Below are 18,600 nucleotides of genomic sequence, written 5' to 3'. Positions count from 1 at the left end.
CTCCACAAAACTTACCGCTCTCCATTATACTCAATTCCCGGGGATTTTACAAGAAAGTTCGCCAATTTTTCTGTATTTTCATCCCGCGGCGGGGATTCCTTCCCCACCGATACATACTTTTGGGAAAGAGGCAAATAATGTAACCATCCCTGCAAACGAATGGAGTGAGCAAATGAACGAAAAGACGGTTCTTCCGGTCAAAAACGACTACGGCTATTACGAGATCCGGCTGGAAAGCATCGGCGGGCTGGGCGCCAACCTCTGCGGAAAGATGCTCGGCGAGCTCGGCGCGGTCTATCTGGGGCTCAATTCCGCGTCCTTTTCGAGCTACGGCTCGGAAAAACGCGGTTCCCCCGTCAAGGCCTTCATCCGCTGGTGCGAGCAGGACATGGACCTGCGCGTCAACAGCCCCATCGAATCCCCCCACATCCTCGGGCTCTTCCACGAGGCGATGGCGGGCAAGCTGCCGGTGACGGCGGGCGTCACCGAGGAGACGCGCGTGATCGTCAATACCGGCGCCTCCCCCGACGAAATGCGCGAGCGGCTCAAGCTGCACGCCGGCGAGCTCACCTGCGTCGACGCGCAGAAGATCGCCATGGACTGCAAGTCGCGCGTCAACATGGTCATGCTCGGCGCGATCGTCAGGGCCTCCGGCTTCATCCCGCTCGACGCGGCGCTCTCCCTCGCGCGCGAGACGATCGGCAAAAAGTACCCCGCCCTCTGCGAGCAGAACCTCGAGGGCATCCGCCGCGGCTACGCCGAGGGCGTCTCCCGCCAGTTCTCCGACGACGGCCGCTTCCCCGCCGTCCCCTATACCGAGGCACGCGACAAATGGGGCTACCGGAACGCGCCGCTCGGCGGCGTGAACCCCCGGTTCGGCAGTTCCGTGTCCAACGACCTGTCCGCCTCCCGCGAGGGGTATATCCCCCTCTTCATCCAGGAGAAGTGCATCAACTGCGGGCTGTGCGACACCACCTGCCCCGACATGGTCTTCCAGTTCCGGCCCGGCGAGTACAAGGGCCGCAAGGCGATGGTCAACACTGGGCTCGACTACCACCACTGCAAGGGCTGCCTGCGGTGCGTCGACGTCTGCCCGACCGAGGCGCTCGTCGCCGGGCTCGAGCGCGAGCATCCGGACAAGAAGTGGTTCGTCCGCAACAAGGACCTCATCGTCGACCGGATGGAGTTCGAGGACGCGGGGCCCAACTCGTGGGTGACGAGCGAGAGCTTCCTCAATGAAAAACGTGTGGACGGAGGGGTTGTGTGATGAAAAAACAGCGGGTGCTTTTCGACAGCGGTAACGAATTGGCGGCCTACGCCGCCAAGCAGATCAACTACCATGTGATGGGCTACTACCCCATCACCCCCTCCACCCAGATCGCCGAATTCCTCGACCAGATGAAGGCGGACGGCGAGCACGACATCTCGCTGATCGCCGCCGAGGGCGAGCACAGCGCCGCCGGCATCTGCTACGGCGCGTCGACGGGCGGCGGGCGCGTCTTCAACGCGACCTCCGCCAACGGCCTGCTCTACGCGCTCGAGGAGCTGCCCGTCCAGTCGGGCACGCGCTTCCCGATGGTCATGAACGTCGCCTGCCGCACCGTCTCGGGGCCGTTGTCGATCAAGGGGGACCACAGCGACATCATGTATACCCTCAACACCGGCTGGGTCATCCTCTTTGCCAACTCCCCGCAGGCGGTCTACGACTTCAACATCTGCGCGCTGAAGCTCGCCGAGCGGGTGAAGCTGCCCGTCATCGTCGCGTTCGACGGGTTCTTCACGAGCCACCAGAAGCGCCGCTGCGAGGTGTTCGAGGAGGATTCCGACGTGCAGGCGTTCGTCGGGAAATACGACGCGCCCTACAGCGCCCTCGACCTCGCGCATCCCGTCTCGATCGGCTCCTATATGAACGAGCCGGACATCATCAACAACAAGTTCCAGCTCCACCTCGCGATGGAGCAGGCGCGCGAGGCGATTCCCGAGATCTTCGCGGAATATGAAAAGCTCTCCGGCCGTGCCTATTGCCGAACCGAAAGCTACCTCGCGGACGACGCGGAGGTGCTGCTCTTCCTGCTCGGCTCGAGCTACCACACCGCCAAGGTCGCGGCCGACCGCTTCCGCGCGCAGGGCAAAAAGGTGGGCGTCTTCACGACCAACGTGCTTCGCCCCTTCCCCGGCGAGGAGCTCGCCGCGATCTGTAAAAACGCCAAAACCGTGCTCGTCGGCGACCGGCAGGACAGCTACGGCGCAGAAGGCGGCAACATGAGCCTCGAAATCCGCGCCGCGCTCCAGCGCGCGGGCGTTTCCGCGCGGGTGCTCAGCCGCGTCTACGGCCTCGGGGGGCTCGACTTCTACGTCGAGGACGCCGAGCGGATGATCGAAAGCTGCTATGATACGAAAGCCCCCGCCTTCGACTATCTCGGCAGCTATCCGGGCGAGCAGGTGGACAACCAGCAGTATTTCGCGCCGATCACCGGGGAGGCCGCCTCCCCCGGGCTCACCACCTGCGTCTTTGAGGACGGCAAGGCCGTCGTCAGGGGCGGCCGCGTCAACGAGACGACCGCCATGCCCAAGCGCCTCGCCCCCGGCCACGGCGCCTGCCCCGGCTGCGGCATCCCCGTCAACGTGAACCTCCTGCTGCGCGGCATCGAGGGCAACGTCGTGCTGCTCTTCCAGACCGGCTGCGGCATGGTCGTCACGACCGCCTACCCCAAGACCTCCTTCCGCGTCCCCTACGTGCACAACCTCTTCCAGAACGGCGCGGCGACCCTCGCTGGGCTCGTCGAGATGTGCCGCCAGCGGCAGAAGCGGGGCGAGCTGCCCGAGGGGGAGATCACCTTCGTCATGGTGAGCGGCGACGGCGGCATGGACATCGGCATGGGCTCCGCCATTGGCACCGCGCTGCGCAACAATCACCTCATCCTCTTCGAGTACGACAACGGCGGCTATATGAATACCGGCTATCAGCTCTCCTACTCGACGCCGATGGGCGCGAAGAGCTCGACCTCCCATGTCGGCCCCAACCAGTACGGCAAAAACTTCTTCCACAAGGACACGCCGATGATCATGGCGGCCACCAACATCCCCTATGTCGCGACGGTCGCCGAATGCAACCCGGCCGACTTCCTCAAGAAGGCCGCGAAGGCGAAGGCCTACGCCGCCGAGCACGGCATGGCCTACCTCAAGGCGCTCTCCGCCTGCCCGCTCAACTGGGGCGACAAGCCGAACACCGAACGCCGTGTCATCCAGGCGGGCGTCGACTGCTGTTATTTCCCCCTCTACGAGGTCGAGCGCGGTATCACCAAAATCACCTACGACCCCGAGGCGGCCGGCAAGAAGCTCCCCGCCGCCGACTGGCTGGGGATGATGGGGCGCACCAAACACCTCATGAACGAGCGGTACGCCGACGTCGTGCAGGCCATCCAGAACGAGATCGACCACCGCTGGCTGCGCCTCAAGGCGCGCAACGACTGCGAACTGCTCTAGTTTCTACCAATCGCACGAAGGGCGGCGGGTTTCCCGCCGCCCTTTTTGTGCAGTTTTGCCATGCCGCTTTCCGGGCGCGGCCGCGGCGTCTGAATTCCCGTGAGATTCCACAAATTTGTCATATATAATCACGCCAAAGAAGTGCGGTTTTCACAATTCCGCCGGGACGGCGCGGCATTGCCGCGCCGTTTCCCTTTTGCGGCAGCCTGCGGTATGATGGAACCAGTGAAAAGGAGGCGGAGGCATGGCGGTTCCAAAGGTGGCGGCGATCCACGATCTTTCCGGGCTGGGGAAATGCTCGCTGACGGCGGCGGTCCCCGTTTTATCCGCGATGGGGGTGCAGGCGTGTCCCCTGCCCACGGCGGTGCTCAGCAACCAGACGGGCTTTTCCAGCTACGCATGCGTCGACCTGTCGCGGCACCTCGACGCCTTCACCCGGGAGTGGGAAAAGCGCGGCGTCCGTTTCGACGGCGTCTACACCGGCTTTCTCTGCGGAGCGCGGCAGGTCCGGATGGTCGAGCGGTTTCTCGACCGGTTCTACCTGTCCGGGACGCTGCTGCTCGTCGACCCGGTGCTCGGCGACAACGGCAAGCTCTACCCCGTCTTCGGCAGGACGATGTGCGACTCCCTCAAATCCCTTGTCGCGCGCGCCGACGTCATCACCCCCAACCTCACCGAGGCCTGCATCCTGGCGGACGGCGACTATGCGTCCGCCGCGCGGGCGCAAAGCCTCGAGCCGGTGTGGGAGCTGGCCGAGCGGCTCGCCGGCATGGGGCCGCGCACGGTGATCGTCACCGGCGTGCACCGGGGGGATCTGATCTGCAACGCGGGCTTCGACGCGCGGACGGGCAGGCGCTTCTCGGTGGGCAACCGCAGCGTCGGCAGCGGACGCAGCTTTTCGGGCACTGGGGACCTGCTCGCCTCGGTTCTCTGCGGCGGGCTGGTGCGCGGCGAAACGGCGGAGGCCGCGCTGGAAAAGGCGGCCCGCCTGCTCGAGGCCGCGATCTCCGACGCGGAGGCCGACGGCACCGATCCCAACGAAGGCGTCCCCTTTGAAAACCATCTCGACCTGCTGATCGGAAAGGAAGGATAAACGATGACAAGTCCGAATTCGGCGGCCCTGAGCCGCAGATCCTATAAGCTGCTGACCGCCAGCGCGATGTTCGCGGCGATGATCACGCTGACCACCGCCTACCTCTTCCACATTCCCGTCGGCGTCAACGGCGGCTACATCCACTTCGGCGACGCCTTCATCTATCTGGCGGCCGGCCTGCTCCCGATGCCCTACGCCTGCGCGGCGGCGGCGATCGGCGGGGGGCTCGCGGATTTCGTCTCGGGCGTCCCGGTCTGGATGATCCCCACGATGATCATCAAGCCCCTCACCGCCGTCTGGTTCACGGCGAAATCCCCAAAGCTCCTCTGCGGGCGCAACCTGCTCGCCCTGCTGCTCGCGGGGATCGTCTCCAACGCCGGCTATTACGTCGCCGAGGCCCTCTTCTCGGGCAACTGGCTCGCGCCGCTCGTCACCCTGTGGGGGGGCGTCGTCCAGTCGGGCGGAAGCGCGGTCGTCTTCCTGCTCGCGGCGTTCGCGCTCGACAGGTTGAATGTGAAAGAACAGCTTGGGCTTTACAGGGGGAACGAGTGATGGAAGATATCCTTTATGTATACGGCGACAGCCTCTACGTCAACCTGACCAACAAATGCCCCTGCCGCTGCACCTTCTGCATCCGTTCCCAAAAGGAGGGGCTCGGCACGGCCGAAAGCCTCTGGCTCGACCACGACCCCACCGCCGAAGAGGTCCTCGCGGCCTTTGGGGATTACGACCTCTCCGCCTATCAGGAGGTCATCTTCTGCGGGTACGGCGAGCCGATGTGCGCGCTCGACACCCTGCTCGCCGTCTGCCGGTACCTGCGCGGCGTGGGCGGCGTGAAGATCCGCGTCAACACGAACGGCCTGGGCGACCTCATCCACGGCAAACCCACCGCCCCCCTGCTCGAGGGGCTCGTGGACACCGTATCGGTCAGTCTCAACACCTCCGACGCGGAAAAATACAACGCCGTCTGCCGCCCCTCCTTCGGGCCCGCGGCCTACGACGCGATGTTACAGTTCGCCGTGGACTGCAAGCGGTACGTCCCCGCCGTCAAATTTTCGATCGTCGACGTCATCCCCCCCGACGAGATTGAAATCTGCAAGCAGACGGCCGCGCGGCTGGGCATCCCGCTGCGCATCCGGCATTTTTCCGACTAGAAACGCAGAAAAAGGCGGCCTCCGGGAAGCGCGACAGCCGATAAGGAAGTATTGAGAGCAAACTAACTTATACGGCCGGCAAGCGAGGTTGCAGCAGAAAGCGAGTGAGAAGCAATACACTTTTCACTCGCTTTTTGTTTCCAATAGAGTTATAGAATAGCGTTTTGTTCCTCCCAGGATAATTATACCGAAAGTTTTTGATATGCACTCTGAAAGGCACATAAATACCGACTTCTTGACTTTCACTCTTTTTACGCTGATGGGATAAATATTATGCGTCAACGTGGAGCGTCGAGGACAAACAACCAAAAAAGAACAACAGATAAAATCGCTTGCAATTAGTGTGTTAATGGACAAATATAGAGGGTAAGCTCCAAAACCTCCCCCCTATATGTATTACATCATTTCTCGCAACTCTTGCATGGTTTTTAACAACTTCATTGTTGAGGCATAATCCAATTGAGTACCTTCGTATTCACAACGGTAAAGTCCTTGCAAATTAGAGGGTAACACTGTACCCTTCTTACAGAGTAGTATAACACGCTTTCCATATAACGCAATAGCAGCACCGATCTCAATCAGAACATTCTCATTAAGACGGTTGAATTTTTGTTCGCCATTCCCAACAGGAACTTCCTCAGTATCTATATGAATGATACCTGCGTCGCAATTTCTCATATCATCAAAAACTTTATCTGGCACAGGAATTGCAGTGGTTTCCCTTTCTACCGAAACAATTGCTTCCATTTGTCCGTATGCCAATAACTCTTTAAGTTGCCCTATGATAATTGCATTGTTTTTACCATGCGATATGAATATATTAGGTTTTTCTTTTTTCAATGGTACAGCGGGTGTTGTGCCAATTGGCGGGGCGATGTTCATCTTCTCAAGTACATCATTAGGCAACGATTGCTCTGCATGAGTGGACTCTAAGCTACTGCTTTCTGCATCATCGACTATGTTTGGTGAAGATGTCACTCTGTCTAAAAAAATGTATTCGTTGCCGCTAATAACTCTAAGAATTTTTGCCTTGATAGCATTGTTTCTTAGTAATTCCCATGTGCTTTCTACTTTATCTCCGGGAACGCCTTTGGTGAGAAGGATATTCCGCGCAATATCTGGACGTGGCAATTTGTTTTTGTCAAACTGCTGATAAAAATCTGCTAACAATGTTGGAAGCATTATGGCTTCTTTCAATGCAATATCATTATCGCCTTCAATTAGTGGAGCAACAATACGCTCCCCGAGGTGTGTTAATGAAATGCTTTGTGCATTGTATGCACCGCTTGTTATTCCGTAAGCTACTGCTGCGCCTGTTAACGTCCTCCAATTAGAGCTAGTTGGAGATATTTTACATGCTTCAGCCAGCAATAATGGGGGTGTAGCTTGTCCAGCAAAATTGTCTTTAATTGCCTGGGGGATAATCAATACATCCTCTATGGGCACAGATGGACATACCGCTTGTGATAAGCGAGTCTGCTTTTTCTTTTGCGGCGTTGCCGCCACGCCCTCTTGCGATACGACATTTTCTTTTGCCATGACAAAACCTCCTATAATTTTTACTATGTTTGTATTATATGATTAAAAGTTCACGTTGTCAATACATTTTTTTGCAATCTTCCCATTCAAACAAAACAATTCTTTGCTTAGTGCTGACAAAGTTATTTGTAACGCAGTAGGACGCCATTTTAAGGGGTGTGAGTATAAAATCCTTAGCCATGCCTTTATTGCGTCCACAAAGCCGCATAAATACAGGCTTTTCTACCCTCTATTGCGTGACAGAGAACCCTATAATTTAAGAGGGCGCAAGCGGTTTATCCGTTTGCGCCCTCTTGATTGCTTAACATCAAAGACGGAAACAGCCGTCAAGGACGCGAAGCGTGAAGTTTATCCTTGACGGCTGTTTTTGGCTTTGCTACTTGCGCGGTGGCTGATAGTCCGTTCGGAACTTCATAACAGCCATGAGCAGCTTTGCATTTAACCGCTCTTTCATATCGGCGTTTCCTCCGATTAATCTGCCTATGTAGGCTTTGTGTTGTTCCTGTACCGCAAGGAGCGCGGCGGTATCGCCTGTGATTGCTCTTTCAATCACTTCATAGGGAACAAGGTTGTATTTGCTGTTCCTCATCATTCATCTTCTCCATTTCCGTCCGCAACTGTTTCAAAGCTGCGTTTTTCTGATAGTTGACCGTTGTACGTGGCTTTCCCAATAACGCCCCAATCTGCTTATATCTTAATTGCAGATAATAGCGCATAAGAATAATTTCCCGCCGACGCTCCAATAGGCACAACAAAGCTTTTGCTAACTTCTCGCTGTCAACAATAACCGTCTGCCCGTTGACTGCAAAGGCAGTCGGCTTGTCCTGCAAGACAAAGTATTCGTCCATACTGCGAGGTGCAAAATAGGTATTCTCTTGCAGATACTCAAAGGATATTTCACGCTGTACCTTGCGCTTTCGTTCCCTGTAATAATTACAGGCTTCATTGTGTAATACGGCTTTGCAAAATGCGTGAAACCGGCGTTCAGTACGCTCTCTGTATTCTTTGGATAACATCATTCTCACCCCCTTTCCGTTTGGAATGAGGGCTATAACAAAACCGCCTGTGCAGCGCAAAACTGAACAGACGGTTATGCTATATGATGTGATAATGCATTTATAATGATGTGAGAGTTCCTCTTGATAGCCGCAATATCCCGTAGGTAGGAACGGCCTTTTTTTGACAAACTACTGATTGGAAAACAGTGTTGATATAAAGCGGACATAGCGATACCTCCTTGATACCGCCGTATCCTTGCAAATAATCGTTTTTTCTCCGTATTTCTGTTTTACATGAAAAACGGCGGCTCTATATTTTCCCCAAAAACGAAAAAGCCGATAACCATGAGTTTTCACCTCATGTGTTATCGGCTCTGCGTCTATGCGTCTGGCTCTTTGGAAACGGACATATTCAGTTGCCCTATGTTGATTAGGGTTTCATGTTTGCATTTAGGGCAGAATAGCGGGAAGTTCACAAGAACGGTATCGTCGCGTATTCTTACCCTTGTTTTACTCTTGCAAAAGGGACACAATATCCAACTTTCCTTTTTGGCGTTTACGGGTAACTGCACGTTACTTGTCCTATTCCCACTTAAAGAATTTCACTGCAATTCCTGTGCAGATGATTGTAACCATTACCATAACCACAATAGGAAACCAAGTATTTGGGGTCGGCAAGCCAAGAAAAGTTGATTTCATCAGTTGGATACCCTGTGTCATTGGAAAAACGCTCACGATTTTTTGCATAACTGCGGGCATTACCTCAAAGGGAAGTGTCGCACCCGAAAAAATTAACATTGGGAAATATAAGATACAGGCGATAACGCTCGCGCTCTTTGAATTTTTTGCAATACCGCCGACCATCATTCCGATACTTAGGGTAGATACCATTGCCAGCAACCAACTTCCTAAAAACGCTAACCATGAGCCGCTTATTCTCACATTCCATATCAGCATTGCCGTAGGAATAAGCGTAAGCATAGATACAAGACAGTACACGACATAAATTGTAAATTCAACAGAAAGCAGCTTTAGCGGGCTAACAGGCGTAACTTGAAAACGCTTTAGGATTTTTCGCTCCCTGTATTCTGATACAACAAGGGGCAGCCCCATTAAGCCGCCTGCGCATATACTTATCGTGCAAAGTGCGCCGAAAGATTGTTCCATAAAAGTGTACGCCGCACCGTCCGCAGCGGGCTTTGTTCCATAAATGAAACCGAGAATAACCAAGACAACAAACGGCATAATGACCGCAAAAATAACCATGTTCATATTTCGGATATTGAGCTTCAGCTCATTCTTTAATAATGCTCCAAACGATTTCATTCTTCTTCGACCTCCTCACCGGAAAGGGCAAGATAAGCGTCCTCAAACTTTGTGCAGCCGCTTGTTTCTTTTGCCTGTTCAACTGTGCCATAGAATACGACTTTTCCCTGTTTGAGAATACATATCTCGTCGCAAAGGGCTTCTACTTCGTCCATGAGATGTGAAGTCAGAAAAATAGTTAAGCCCTTGCTTTTCAAATCAGACAATATTTTCCACACGCCGCGACGGGCTTTTGCGTCAAGCCCCGTTGTCAGTTCGTCAAGAAAAACAAGTTGTGGGTTAGGAATGAGCGCAAGGACGATAAACAGCCGTTGCCTTTCACCGCCGGAAAGACTTTTTACTGCGCTGCTCATCTTATCGCCTATTCCAAATTGAGTACAAAGTTCTTTCCAGTCTGCTGGGTTTTTATAGAGACAGGCGGTTTCTTCGCATAGTTCAGAAACTTTGATTTCCGGCTGATAGTCGCACTCTTGAAACTGTACACCTACATTTTGAAAAAGATTGCGTCTGTCCCTTTGGGGATTGCACCCTAAGACGGTTATTGTACCGCTGTCCGCAGTTCTTGTTCCCAAGATACATTCAATGATTGTACTTTTTCCTGCTCCGTTTGCTCCAAGCAGTCCATAAACGGTACCGCGTTCTACGGATAGACTGATATTGTCTATCGCAAGCAGCTTGCCATAGGACTTTGACAACTGCTCCACTTCGATTGCTGTTTGCATGGTAATACCTCCTTAGCTTTGTTTTCGTAAATAAGAATACCACCAATAAAAACATTGGTGGTAAAATGTAGGGTTTATTAAAATCGAATTTTCATTTCTTGCAGCATATTCAAGACTTTATAAGCATTTTCTTCTGCCACCGAAAGTGAAATGATAAGTCTATCGCAGGCTGAAATAATATTGTCAGATTGTTTTGGAGTGTTTAATGCAGTCCGAATATCTGCATGGGGATTTTTGGATATTTGTTGGAGCAGCCGTAAAATTGCTTCTAATGAATAGTTTGCACACCGTAGAGAACGAATAATTTTTAACCGTTGTATATCTTCATCCGTATATACACGATACCCATTTTCTTTTCGTTTAATGGTAAGCAAACCGTTCATTTCCCAATTTCGGAGCGTGTCCATAGAAATATCAAGTGCTTCTGATACCTCTTTTCGTTTTAAACATTGCGTGTGTTCCTGCAAGCCGCCGGATAGAAGCTGTTTCACAATCTCGATAGCTTCCTCGGCGTTGGCGCGTTCTTGCTTGATTTGCTTTAGATAGTCATTGATAAGTAAGATTGCAGCGTCAAAATCTCCTGTCGCTGCTATTTTAGTCATTTGAACAATTTTCTTCCGCAGTCCATTTTGTAATACTTCAACTTGAAACGCAATCCGCACCAATCGGCATTGTTCTATATGAAATTCTGTAAATACCCGATAGCCGTTTGGTAATCGTTCGGGCTTTGGAATTAACTTCAATTTTTCATATAGCCGTACTGTGTTAGGGTGTATTCCAATAATTTCCGCAACCTCGGCGGTTTTATATGTTGTCATTGATTGCCACCTCTATTCTTTTCTTCAATAGTATCACAAATAAAAAGTCTGGTGTTATAGTGTATGGTTTCATTATATCATGGAGATTAAACCACTACAAGGTGAAATGCTATTTTAAGACTTTCGGTCACGCCAAATAGCAAATATAAATCATGGCATTGCAGCCGCTATGTGCTGCAATACTCTGAACCTTTGGCAAAAACGCCCCCTGCGGTGTTGTAGGTAGTGAAAGGAGAACTGCGAATGGAAAACAGAAAACGGAACGTGCAAATCATTGTACGTGTAACAGAGGAAGGAAGGGCGTTGATTGAGGAAAAAGTGAAGCAGATACCGACGATAAACCTATCTGCTTACTCCCGTAAAATGCTTATCGACGGGTATATTCTTATTTTGAATTTAGAAGAAGTCAAAGCGCATACGGCGAAGCTTCAGAAAATCGGTGTGAACGTCAATCAGATTGCAAGGCGTATCAATGAAACAGGGCGCATTTACGCCGACGATATGGACGAGATAAAACGGCTCATGGAAGAAGTATGGAGATTGGAGCGTCGGCTGCTCCTGCAATTCAAGGGGCTGATAAAATGAGGGTTTGGGAAACTTTCCAACAAGCGTTTTGTAGGGCAAAATACGGAACCGGCTATCCGGTTCCTATGCTTGCTACGAAACTGTAAACACCGATTTCAAGGGAAAGGACGGAAAGGAATGGAAAAGAAACGACAACAAGACGAAAGCGAATACTTACCAAAACGGGGCAATTCGCTAAACGAAACCGTCTATTACAAAATAGGCGGCACAATCTTTGAAATTGAAACCTCCTGCGGCGGTTCTGAACTGCTGTATGATAAAATGAAACGGCTCATAAAATCGGAAACCGTCACATCGTCTGCTGACAAGGAGAAGAAAGTCCGCTATAATAAAGACAGCAACCAGTTTGTCGGGCGTTCATTACAGGAGGAATGAACCCATGACGAATACAAATTATCCCGACAATATAACCGCTTTATATGCCCGTTTAAGCCAAGAGGACGCGCTTGACGGTGAGAGCAATTCCATAGCCAACCAGAAGAAAATCCTGCTCAAATACGCCAAAGACAACGGTTTTCCAAACCCCTTGTTTTTCATCGATGATGGAGTATCTGGAGTAACTTTCGATAGACCCGGTTGGAATGAGATGATAGGGCTTGCGGAAACGGGAAAGGTCAAGACGGTCATCGTCAAGGATATGTCCCGTATGGGGCGCGATTATCTGAAAGTGGGCTATTACACCGAAAGTTTCTTTGCCGAGAGGGATATTCGCTATATCGCCATCAATGACGGTGTGGACAGCGACAAGGGCGACAACGATTTCACTCCGTTTCGCAATCTGTTCAACGATTTTTACGCACGGGATACGAGTAAGAAAATCCGCGCTGTGATGAGGGCAAAGGGCAATTCGGGCGAACACCTCTGCACCAATCCGCCCTATGGGTACAGGAAAGACCCGGAGGACAAGAAACAGTGGATTGTGGACGAGGAAGCCGCCGAGGTAGTCAAACGTATCTTTGTGCTGTGCGTGGACGGAAAAGGGCCAATGCAGATTGCAAAGCTGCTGACCGCCGACAAGGTTTTGACCGTTAAGGCGTACTATGCAAAGCGCGACGGAAAGCCGATGCCGGACAATCTCTATCGGTGGGATTACAAATCCGTCGCAGGGATATTGGAGCGTCCCGAATATACGGGGTGTACGGTGAACATCAAGACCTATTCCAAATCCCACAAGCTGAAAAAGCGGCTGGACAACGCGCCCGAAAATTACCGTATCTTTCCCAATACACAATCTGCCATCATTGATGAAAAAGTGTTTGAGAGAGTACAGGAATTGAGGAAAAACAAACGCCGCCCCGCAAAGCAAGCGGAACGGCAAGGGTTATTTTCAGGGCTACTGTACTGCGCAGACTGTGGGAGCAAGCTGCATTTTGCAACTGGGAAGAACATGACCCCAGAGCAGGATTGCTACCGCTGTGCAAGGTACAAGAGCAATACGGGCGATTGCACCATGCACTATATCCGCGAGGAAACGCTAAAGCTGTTTGTGCTGCGCCGAATATTCGACGTAACGGCGATGTTCATAGACAACGCCGACGATTTCCGCAGGGTAGTACAAAAGCAGCGTTTTGAGGAAACGGAAAAGGTTGTAAAGCGGCGCAAGAAAGAGTTGGAACAGGCAAAAAAACGGATAGTGGAACTTGACCGTATTTTCAAGCGTATCTATGAAGACGACATAACGGGCGCGATTTCCCATGAACGGTTTTTGAAGCTGTCCGCCGAGTATGAAGCAGAGCAAAAGGAACTGATGGAGTTTGTCAAGACAGAACAAGCCGCCGTTGATACCTATAAGCAGGACAGAGCCGATTTTGACAGCTTTGCCGCCGTTATCCGCAAGTATGTAGGTATCAACGAACTGACGCCTACTATCGTCAATGAGTTTGTGAAAAAGATAATCGTCCACGCCCCCGACAAGTCCAGCGGACACCGCCGGCAGAAAATCCAAATCGTTTGGAACTTTATCGGGGAATTGGAGCAGGACAACGAGACGCAAACCATTGAACGGCAAAGAAAAAGCAGAACGGCATAGCCTTTCGACTATGCCGCCTTGCAAATATTAAATTACTTCCTTGTGGGTGTGTGCCAAACCGGAGGCCGCCTTTTTTCAGCGCCGGGTGTTCGGTCCGAGCGCTTCCTTCTTGACGTTGTGATGCTGGTTCTGGTTGGCCGCGTGATGGTTGCTCTCCGGCCGGATTCCTTCGTTCTGCGCCTCGACCCGCTCGGCGGGGCCGTCGGGCAGCTTTGCCTTCTTTGCCAACGGAGATTCCTCCCTCTCAGGATTTCTTTCCATTAGGATTCCTCCGCCGGCCCCGGATATACGAATAAAAGCGGCGGGAATCCCGCCGCTTTTATGTTTATGCCGTTACTTGAAATAGCGGTTGAGCAGGCCCTGGAAGCCGCAGCCGTGGCGCGCCTCGTCCTTGCACATCTCGTGGACGGTGTCGTGGATCGCGTCGAGACCGAGTTCCTTGGCGCGGGTGGCGAGCTTCTTCTTGCCCTCACAGGCGCCGTTCTCGGCGGCCACGCGCAGCTCGAGGTTCTTCTTGGTGTCCGCGAAGACGACCTCGCCGAGCAGCTCGGCGAATTTCGCGGCGTGCTCCGCCTCTTCGTAGGCGGCCTTCTCATAGTAGAGGCCGATCTCGGGGTAGCCCTCGCGGTGCGCCTGACGCGCCATCGCCAGATACATGCCGACCTCGGAGCACTCGCCGGTGAAGTTCATGCGCAGGCCCTCAACGATCTCCGGGTCCACGCCGGCCGCGACGCCGACACGGTGCTCATCGGCCCAGGTCAGGGAATCGGCCTTCTGCTCCTCGAACTTGGAAGCGGGCGCCTTGCACTGCGGGCAGAACTCCGGTGGGGTGTCCCCCTCATGAACATATCCACAAATGGTGCAAACAAACTTTTTCATCGTCATATCCTCCTGTCAATTTCGATTTCAAGTGCGGTTTTCTTAACCCTGGTTAACTATACCACAACAGTATAGTTAAGTCAAGCCCTTTTGGAAAATTCCAGAGAAAATGATAACAAATCTTTCTGAATATATTTCCGTTTCCGTGTAAACTTTTTTCCAACCCGCCGGGGATTTTCTGCCATTGCCGATCATTGCATGGAATAAACCGTCCGAATTTCCGAATAATAAGAGTACACTAATTGAAAAGAGGTGAAATGACCATGGCGAAGAACAACAACCGTTCCGAACAGAACAGCCTGAGAAACGAGCAGAATAATTCTTCCAATCGTTTCAGCAACGAGCAGAACAATTCTTCCAACCGTTTCAGCAACGAGCAGAACAACTCCTCCAACCGTTTCAGCAACGAGCAGAACAGCTCCTCCAACAACAACCAGAAATCCTCCCAGGCGAAGAAGAACCGTAACGAGCTGTCCGACTAAGGCCATTTCGTCTGATAGAGCGCCGAAAGCCCCCGGATATCCCGCCGCGCGCGGCAGATCCGGGGGCTTTCCCTCGCCGTTTTACAAAGAGGGCCGGCCGCGCGTGCGGCCGGCCCTCTTTTTATCCGGTGATCGGCTTGAAGCCCAGCCCGATCACCTCGGTGGAATCGGTCACGATGATGAAGGCCGCGGGGTCGACCTCGTGGATGATCTTCTTGAGCGGATGGTACTGCTGGCGGCGCACCGCCACGAGCAGGACCTGCGCATCGCTCTGGGTGAACGCCCCGGTCGACTTGAGAAGGGTGCAGCCGCGTTCCAGCTCCGCCATCACCCGCTTGGCGATCGTCTGGGAGTCCCGCGACATGACGTAGATGAGCTTCCCGGTATCCATGCCGTAGAGGATGCCGTCGATCACCTTGGAGGCGGTAAAGACCGCCACCATGCCGTAGAGGGCCGTTTCGATGCGCCCGAAGACCGCCGCCGAAATGAGGATGACCACCACGTCGATCGACATCAGGATCCTGCCGAGCGGGATATAGGGATACCGGAGCTGGAGCACCCGGGAGACGATATCGCTGCCGCCCGTCGTGGAGCCGCGCAGGAAGACGACCGCCATCCCCGCGCCCATGAGCACGCCGCCGAAGAGCGCGGCAAGCAGCGGGTCGCCCGTGTAGGCGGGCAGCGGCGCGGCGGCGTAGTCGATCATGACGGACAGGACGACCACCGTCTTGAGGGTGCGCAGGGCGAACCGCCTGCCGAGGAACCGGAGCCCGACCAGCAGCAGCGGGATATTGATGAAGAAGGACCAGACGCCGATCGGGACCTGCGTCAGGTAGTTGAGCACCACCGCAAGGCCGCTCACGCCGCCCGGCGCGATCTGGTTGGGGGCGATAAACATCTGCATCCCCACGGCGAAGGCAAAGCTGCCCACCCCGTCGAAGGCAAGCTCCACCAGCAGTTCCCACAGCGTTTTGCGCAGTCCCGCTCTCTCCAACGCGATCCCCCTACCCTTCCGCCGCGGCGCAGGCCAGGTCGAAAAGCTCCCCGATGCGCTCCGTCTCGCCCTTGAGATAGAGATAGCCGAAGAGCGCCTCCACGCCGGTGGCGCGGCGGTAATCGGCGAGCGCCGCGTGCTTGGGGGAGCTGGTGGCGTTGGCGTTGCGCCCGCGCTTGTAGACGGCGAGCTCCTCCTCGGTGAGCGCACCGGAGATGCGCTCGAACGCGTCCGACTGAGCCGCCGCGTTGACGAGCTTCACCGCCTTGCGGTGCATGTCGTTGACGGGGCGGTTGCCCTCCGCCACGACCCGCTGGCGCACGCACAGCTCATAGACCGCGTCCCCCAGAAAGGCGAGGGTCAGCGGGCTTAAGAGCTTCGGATTCTGTTCCTGCGGTTTCATATCGAGCATAAAAGCCGTCCTTTATCTGATGTATTCAAACTCAAAATTGAGGATGCTGACCGTGTCGCCCTCCTGGATGCCCATCTCCTCGAGCCTGTCGATGATGCCGCTCTGGCGCAGCACCCGCTGGAAATACTGAAGACTCTCGTAGTCGTCCATATCCACCATGCCGAGCGCGGGCATCAGCCAGTCCGCCTCGACGATGTAGACGCCGTCCTCCACATGGATGTCGAAGACGTTGCGGGCGAGCCGCTCCCGCTCCTCGAGCGGGACATGGTCGACCTCGTATTCCCTGATGGGCGGCAGGGTGTCGAGCTTCTGCGAGATCGCGTAGACGAGCGGTTCGATCCCCTCCCCGATCGGCGCGCAGATCTCATAGAAGGGATATCCCTTTTCCTCGATGTAGCCGCGGAAGGCCGCGAGCTGTTCGGGGGAGGCCATGTCGGTCTTGTTGGCGGCGACGATCTGAGGACGGGAGGCGAGCTCGGGATTGAACTTTTCAAGCTCGGCGTTGATCGACTCGAAGTCGCCGACGGGATCGCGGCCCTCCGAGCCGGACACGTCGACGACGTGCACGATCAGGCGGCAGCGGTCGACGTGGCGCAGGAACTCGTGCCCGAGCCCGACCCCCTCGCTGGCCCCTTCGATAAGACCGGGGATGTCCGCCATGACGAACGATTTGCCCTCCGCCACCTTGACGACGCCGAGCACCGGCGTGAGGGTGGTGAAGTGGTAGTTGGCGATCTCCGGCCTGGCGGCCGACACCATCGAAAGCAGGGTCGACTTGCCCACGTTCGGGAAGCCCACCAAACCCACGTCGGCCAGCAGCTTGAGCTCCAGCTCGACCTCGTACTCCTCGCCGGGCAGCCCCGGCTTGGAGAAGCGGGGGCACTGGCGGGTCGGGGTGGCAAAGTGGCTGTTGCCCCAGCCGCCCTTACCGCCGCGCGCGACCACCGCGGGCTCATCGCCCGACAGGTCGGCCATGACCCGTCCCGAGGCCGCGTCCCGCACGACGGTCCCGCGCGGCACGCGGATGACGAGATCGGGCGCGTTTCTGCCGCTGCGGCGGCCTCCGCCGCCCGGCGAGCCGTTTTCCGCGAAGAAGCGGCGCTTGTACTTGAAGTCCACGAGCGTGGACAGGTTGGTGTCCGCCTGGAACACGACGTTTCCGCCGCGCCCGCCGTCCCCGCCGTCGGGTCCGCCCGCCGCGACATATTTTTCCCGGTGGAACGCCACGGCGCCGTTGCCGCCGTCCCCCGCCCTGATGCGGATTTTTACCTTGTCAACAAACATGCTTTTACTCCTGTCTTCGGTCCGGGTGTGATGGATTTAGGATGCCCCAATAAAGAACAAAAATCCCGAGTGTTTCCACTCGGGACTTGCTGCAAAAATGATTACTGGACAGGAACGATCGAGACCTTCTTGCGGTCGCGACCGAGGCGCTCGAATTTCACTTTCCCGTCGCTCAGGGCGAAGAGGGTGTCGTCGGAGCCCCTGCCGACGTTGGTGCCCGGATGGATATGAGTGCCCCTCTGGCGGACGAGGATGTTGCCGGCAAGCACGAACTGGCCGTCAGCACGCTTCACGCCAAGGCGTTTGGATTCGGAATCGCGTCCGTTCTTGGTAGAACCTACACCTTTTTTATGTGCCATTTAAAACACCTCTGCTTTCCTTTCTACGATTAAGCCTTGATCGACTGGATTTCGACCTTCGTATACGGCTGGCGGTGGCCCAGCTTGCGGGCGGAGCCCTTCTTCGGACGGTAGGTGAAGACGGTGATCTTCTTGGCCTTGCCGTTCCTGAGCACCTTGCCGGTCACGGTCGCGCCCGCCACGGTGGGGGCTCCGACGACCACGCCGTCGTCCTTGCCGACTGCGAGGACCTGGTCGAAATTCACGGTTGCGTCAACCTCGGCGTCGAGCTTCTCGATAAAAACAACATCGCCTTCAGAAACGCGATACTGCTTTCCGCCTGTGCAAATGACTGCGTACATTCTGTTTCCTCATTTCAATAGACTCGCTGCGGTCAGGCGGCGTATGGGCGCACTTATAGCCTGAAACATGCGGCAAGTGATATTTTAGCATACCGGGGC

23 protein-coding genes are annotated in these 18,600 nt (G+C 54.7%); 9 read left to right on the top strand and 14 right to left on the bottom strand.

Annotated elements, in window-relative coordinates:
• Positions 1–172: 172 nt before the first annotated feature.
• From RCI06_RS06750 to RCI06_RS06730, 5 genes are all read left to right on the top strand, one after another.
• Positions 173–1,267: a 2-oxoacid:acceptor oxidoreductase family protein gene (locus tag RCI06_RS06750; RefSeq protein ID WP_306575187.1), complete on the top strand. Its 1,095-nt coding sequence runs from the start codon at positions 173–175 to the stop codon at positions 1,265–1,267.
• Complete coding sequence (locus RCI06_RS06745; protein WP_306575184.1) at positions 1,267–3,486, top strand: thiamine pyrophosphate-dependent enzyme; 2,220 nt, start codon at positions 1,267–1,269, stop codon at positions 3,484–3,486. Before RCI06_RS06750 ends, RCI06_RS06745 begins: the two co-directional genes overlap by 1 nt.
• A 244-nt stretch (positions 3,487–3,730) precedes the next feature.
• The gene (locus RCI06_RS06740) at positions 3,731–4,579 is read left to right on the top strand and encodes a pyridoxamine kinase (protein WP_306575181.1); all 849 of its coding nucleotides are present in this window, start codon (positions 3,731–3,733) and stop codon (positions 4,577–4,579) included.
• A 3-nt stretch (positions 4,580–4,582) separates the two neighbouring features.
• Positions 4,583–5,131, top strand: a complete 549-nt coding sequence (locus RCI06_RS06735) for a TIGR04002 family protein (protein ID WP_101550962.1) — start codon at positions 4,583–4,585, stop codon at positions 5,129–5,131.
• Entirely contained in the window at positions 5,131–5,733 is a 603-nt protein-coding gene (locus RCI06_RS06730; RefSeq protein ID WP_306575178.1) for a TIGR04100 family radical SAM protein, read from the top strand. The genes RCI06_RS06735 and RCI06_RS06730 overlap by 1 nt, the downstream gene beginning before the upstream one ends.
• Positions 5,734–6,129: 396 nt before the next feature.
• Here RCI06_RS06730 and RCI06_RS06725 read toward each other — a convergent pair whose 3' ends face one another.
• From RCI06_RS06725 to RCI06_RS06695, 7 genes are all read right to left on the bottom strand, one after another.
• Positions 6,130–7,272: a TIR domain-containing protein gene (locus tag RCI06_RS06725; RefSeq protein WP_306575176.1), complete on the bottom strand. Its 1,143-nt coding sequence runs from the start codon at positions 7,270–7,272 to the stop codon at positions 6,130–6,132.
• Positions 7,273–7,648: 376 nt separating this feature from the next.
• The gene (locus RCI06_RS06720) at positions 7,649–7,861 is read right to left on the bottom strand and encodes a helix-turn-helix domain-containing protein (RefSeq protein WP_306575173.1); all 213 of its coding nucleotides are present in this window, start codon (positions 7,859–7,861) and stop codon (positions 7,649–7,651) included.
• Entirely contained in the window at positions 7,827–8,288 is a 462-nt protein-coding gene (locus RCI06_RS06715) for an RNA polymerase sigma factor (protein ID WP_306575170.1), read from the bottom strand. The genes RCI06_RS06720 and RCI06_RS06715 overlap by 35 nt, the downstream gene beginning before the upstream one ends.
• A 362-nt stretch (positions 8,289–8,650) precedes the next feature.
• Positions 8,651–8,842, bottom strand: a complete 192-nt coding sequence (locus RCI06_RS06710) for a cysteine-rich KTR domain-containing protein (RefSeq protein WP_306575168.1) — start codon at positions 8,840–8,842, stop codon at positions 8,651–8,653.
• 10 nt (positions 8,843–8,852) lie between these two features.
• Positions 8,853–9,596, bottom strand: coding sequence for an ABC transporter permease (locus RCI06_RS06705; RefSeq protein ID WP_306575165.1), 744 nt, complete (start codon positions 9,594–9,596; stop codon positions 8,853–8,855).
• On the bottom strand, positions 9,593–10,318 hold the full coding sequence (locus RCI06_RS06700) for an ABC transporter ATP-binding protein (protein ID WP_306575163.1): 726 nt from the start codon (positions 10,316–10,318) through the stop codon (positions 9,593–9,595). The genes RCI06_RS06705 and RCI06_RS06700 overlap by 4 nt, the downstream gene beginning before the upstream one ends.
• A gap of 77 nt (positions 10,319–10,395) precedes the next feature.
• Positions 10,396–11,136: a MerR family transcriptional regulator gene (locus tag RCI06_RS06695; protein WP_306575161.1), complete on the bottom strand. Its 741-nt coding sequence runs from the start codon at positions 11,134–11,136 to the stop codon at positions 10,396–10,398.
• Between the two features lie 243 nt (positions 11,137–11,379).
• On the opposite strand from RCI06_RS06695, the gene mobC reads away from it, so the two are divergent.
• From mobC to RCI06_RS06680, 3 genes are all read left to right on the top strand, one after another.
• Positions 11,380–11,721 carry a plasmid mobilization relaxosome protein MobC gene (gene mobC, locus RCI06_RS06690; RefSeq protein WP_306575158.1) on the top strand — a complete coding sequence of 114 codons (342 nt, stop codon included), beginning with the start codon at positions 11,380–11,382 and terminating at the stop codon, positions 11,719–11,721.
• A gap of 117 nt (positions 11,722–11,838) precedes the next feature.
• On the top strand, positions 11,839–12,096 hold the full coding sequence (locus RCI06_RS06685) for a hypothetical protein (RefSeq protein WP_306575155.1): 258 nt from the start codon (positions 11,839–11,841) through the stop codon (positions 12,094–12,096).
• 4 nt (positions 12,097–12,100) lie between these two features.
• On the top strand, positions 12,101–13,750 hold the full coding sequence (locus tag RCI06_RS06680) for a recombinase family protein (protein WP_306575152.1): 1,650 nt from the start codon (positions 12,101–12,103) through the stop codon (positions 13,748–13,750).
• A 75-nt stretch (positions 13,751–13,825) separates the two neighbouring features.
• Here the strand turns inward: RCI06_RS06680 and RCI06_RS06675 are convergent, their stop codons facing one another.
• Positions 13,826–13,978, bottom strand: a complete 153-nt coding sequence (locus tag RCI06_RS06675; RefSeq protein WP_158595521.1) for a hypothetical protein — start codon at positions 13,976–13,978, stop codon at positions 13,826–13,828.
• Between the two features lie 105 nt (positions 13,979–14,083).
• On the bottom strand, positions 14,084–14,629 hold the full coding sequence (locus tag RCI06_RS06670; RefSeq protein ID WP_101550966.1) for an NADH peroxidase: 546 nt from the start codon (positions 14,627–14,629) through the stop codon (positions 14,084–14,086).
• 242 nt (positions 14,630–14,871) lie between these two features.
• Between RCI06_RS06670 and RCI06_RS06665 the strand changes: the two genes are divergently transcribed.
• On the top strand, positions 14,872–15,111 hold the full coding sequence (locus RCI06_RS06665) for a hypothetical protein (RefSeq protein WP_146021705.1): 240 nt from the start codon (positions 14,872–14,874) through the stop codon (positions 15,109–15,111).
• A gap of 121 nt (positions 15,112–15,232) precedes the next feature.
• Here RCI06_RS06665 and RCI06_RS06660 read toward each other — a convergent pair whose 3' ends face one another.
• The 5 genes from RCI06_RS06660 to rplU form a co-directional block, all read right to left on the bottom strand.
• Positions 15,233–16,105 carry a YitT family protein gene (locus RCI06_RS06660; protein WP_101550969.1) on the bottom strand — a complete coding sequence of 291 codons (873 nt, stop codon included), beginning with the start codon at positions 16,103–16,105 and terminating at the stop codon, positions 15,233–15,235.
• Between the two features lie 10 nt (positions 16,106–16,115).
• Complete coding sequence (locus RCI06_RS06655; RefSeq protein ID WP_101550971.1) at positions 16,116–16,517, bottom strand: Mini-ribonuclease 3; 402 nt, start codon at positions 16,515–16,517, stop codon at positions 16,116–16,118.
• A gap of 12 nt (positions 16,518–16,529) precedes the next feature.
• Positions 16,530–17,801 carry a GTPase ObgE gene (gene obgE, locus RCI06_RS06650; protein ID WP_288234181.1) on the bottom strand — a complete coding sequence of 424 codons (1,272 nt, stop codon included), beginning with the start codon at positions 17,799–17,801 and terminating at the stop codon, positions 16,530–16,532.
• Between the two features lie 101 nt (positions 17,802–17,902).
• On the bottom strand, positions 17,903–18,160 hold the full coding sequence (gene rpmA / locus RCI06_RS06645) for a 50S ribosomal protein L27 (RefSeq protein WP_101550974.1): 258 nt from the start codon (positions 18,158–18,160) through the stop codon (positions 17,903–17,905).
• A 29-nt stretch (positions 18,161–18,189) separates the two neighbouring features.
• Positions 18,190–18,501: a 50S ribosomal protein L21 gene (rplU, locus tag RCI06_RS06640; RefSeq protein ID WP_101550976.1), complete on the bottom strand. Its 312-nt coding sequence runs from the start codon at positions 18,499–18,501 to the stop codon at positions 18,190–18,192.
• Positions 18,502–18,600: the final 99 nt, after the last annotated feature.

Source organism: Anaerotruncus massiliensis (ex Togo et al. 2026) (assembly GCF_030825285.1).
GTDB classification, from domain to species: domain Bacteria; phylum Bacillota; class Clostridia; order Oscillospirales; family Ruminococcaceae; genus Anaerotruncus; species Anaerotruncus massiliensis.
Note: the sequence above shows the minus strand (reverse complement) of the source record. Positions and strands in the feature narration are given on the sequence as shown.

Coding starts and splice junctions, on each gene's coding strand:
- RCI06_RS06750 (WP_306575187.1), top strand. CDS start 173: ATGAACGAAAAGACGGTTCTTCCGGTCAAAAACGACTACGGCTATTAC.
- RCI06_RS06745 (WP_306575184.1), top strand. CDS start 1,267: ATGAAAAAACAGCGGGTGCTTTTCGACAGCGGTAACGAATTGGCGGCC.
- RCI06_RS06740 (WP_306575181.1), top strand. CDS start 3,731: ATGGCGGTTCCAAAGGTGGCGGCGATCCACGATCTTTCCGGGCTGGGG.
- RCI06_RS06735 (WP_101550962.1), top strand. CDS start 4,583: ATGACAAGTCCGAATTCGGCGGCCCTGAGCCGCAGATCCTATAAGCTG.
- RCI06_RS06730 (WP_306575178.1), top strand. CDS start 5,131: ATGGAAGATATCCTTTATGTATACGGCGACAGCCTCTACGTCAACCTG.
- RCI06_RS06725 (WP_306575176.1), bottom strand. CDS start 7,272: ATGGCAAAAGAAAATGTCGTATCGCAAGAGGGCGTGGCGGCAACGCCG.
- RCI06_RS06720 (WP_306575173.1), bottom strand. CDS start 7,861: ATGAGGAACAGCAAATACAACCTTGTTCCCTATGAAGTGATTGAAAGA.
- RCI06_RS06715 (WP_306575170.1), bottom strand. CDS start 8,288: ATGTTATCCAAAGAATACAGAGAGCGTACTGAACGCCGGTTTCACGCA.
- RCI06_RS06705 (WP_306575165.1), bottom strand. CDS start 9,596: ATGAAATCGTTTGGAGCATTATTAAAGAATGAGCTGAAGCTCAATATC.
- RCI06_RS06700 (WP_306575163.1), bottom strand. CDS start 10,318: ATGCAAACAGCAATCGAAGTGGAGCAGTTGTCAAAGTCCTATGGCAAG.
- RCI06_RS06695 (WP_306575161.1), bottom strand. CDS start 11,136: ATGACAACATATAAAACCGCCGAGGTTGCGGAAATTATTGGAATACAC.
- mobC (WP_306575158.1), top strand. CDS start 11,380: ATGGAAAACAGAAAACGGAACGTGCAAATCATTGTACGTGTAACAGAG.
- RCI06_RS06685 (WP_306575155.1), top strand. CDS start 11,839: ATGGAAAAGAAACGACAACAAGACGAAAGCGAATACTTACCAAAACGG.
- RCI06_RS06680 (WP_306575152.1), top strand. CDS start 12,101: ATGACGAATACAAATTATCCCGACAATATAACCGCTTTATATGCCCGT.
- RCI06_RS06670 (WP_101550966.1), bottom strand. CDS start 14,629: ATGAAAAAGTTTGTTTGCACCATTTGTGGATATGTTCATGAGGGGGAC.
- RCI06_RS06655 (WP_101550971.1), bottom strand. CDS start 16,517: ATGCTCGATATGAAACCGCAGGAACAGAATCCGAAGCTCTTAAGCCCG.
- obgE (WP_288234181.1), bottom strand. CDS start 17,801: ATGTTTGTTGACAAGGTAAAAATCCGCATCAGGGCGGGGGACGGCGGC.
- rpmA (WP_101550974.1), bottom strand. CDS start 18,160: ATGGCACATAAAAAAGGTGTAGGTTCTACCAAGAACGGACGCGATTCC.
- rplU (WP_101550976.1), bottom strand. CDS start 18,501: ATGTACGCAGTCATTTGCACAGGCGGAAAGCAGTATCGCGTTTCTGAA.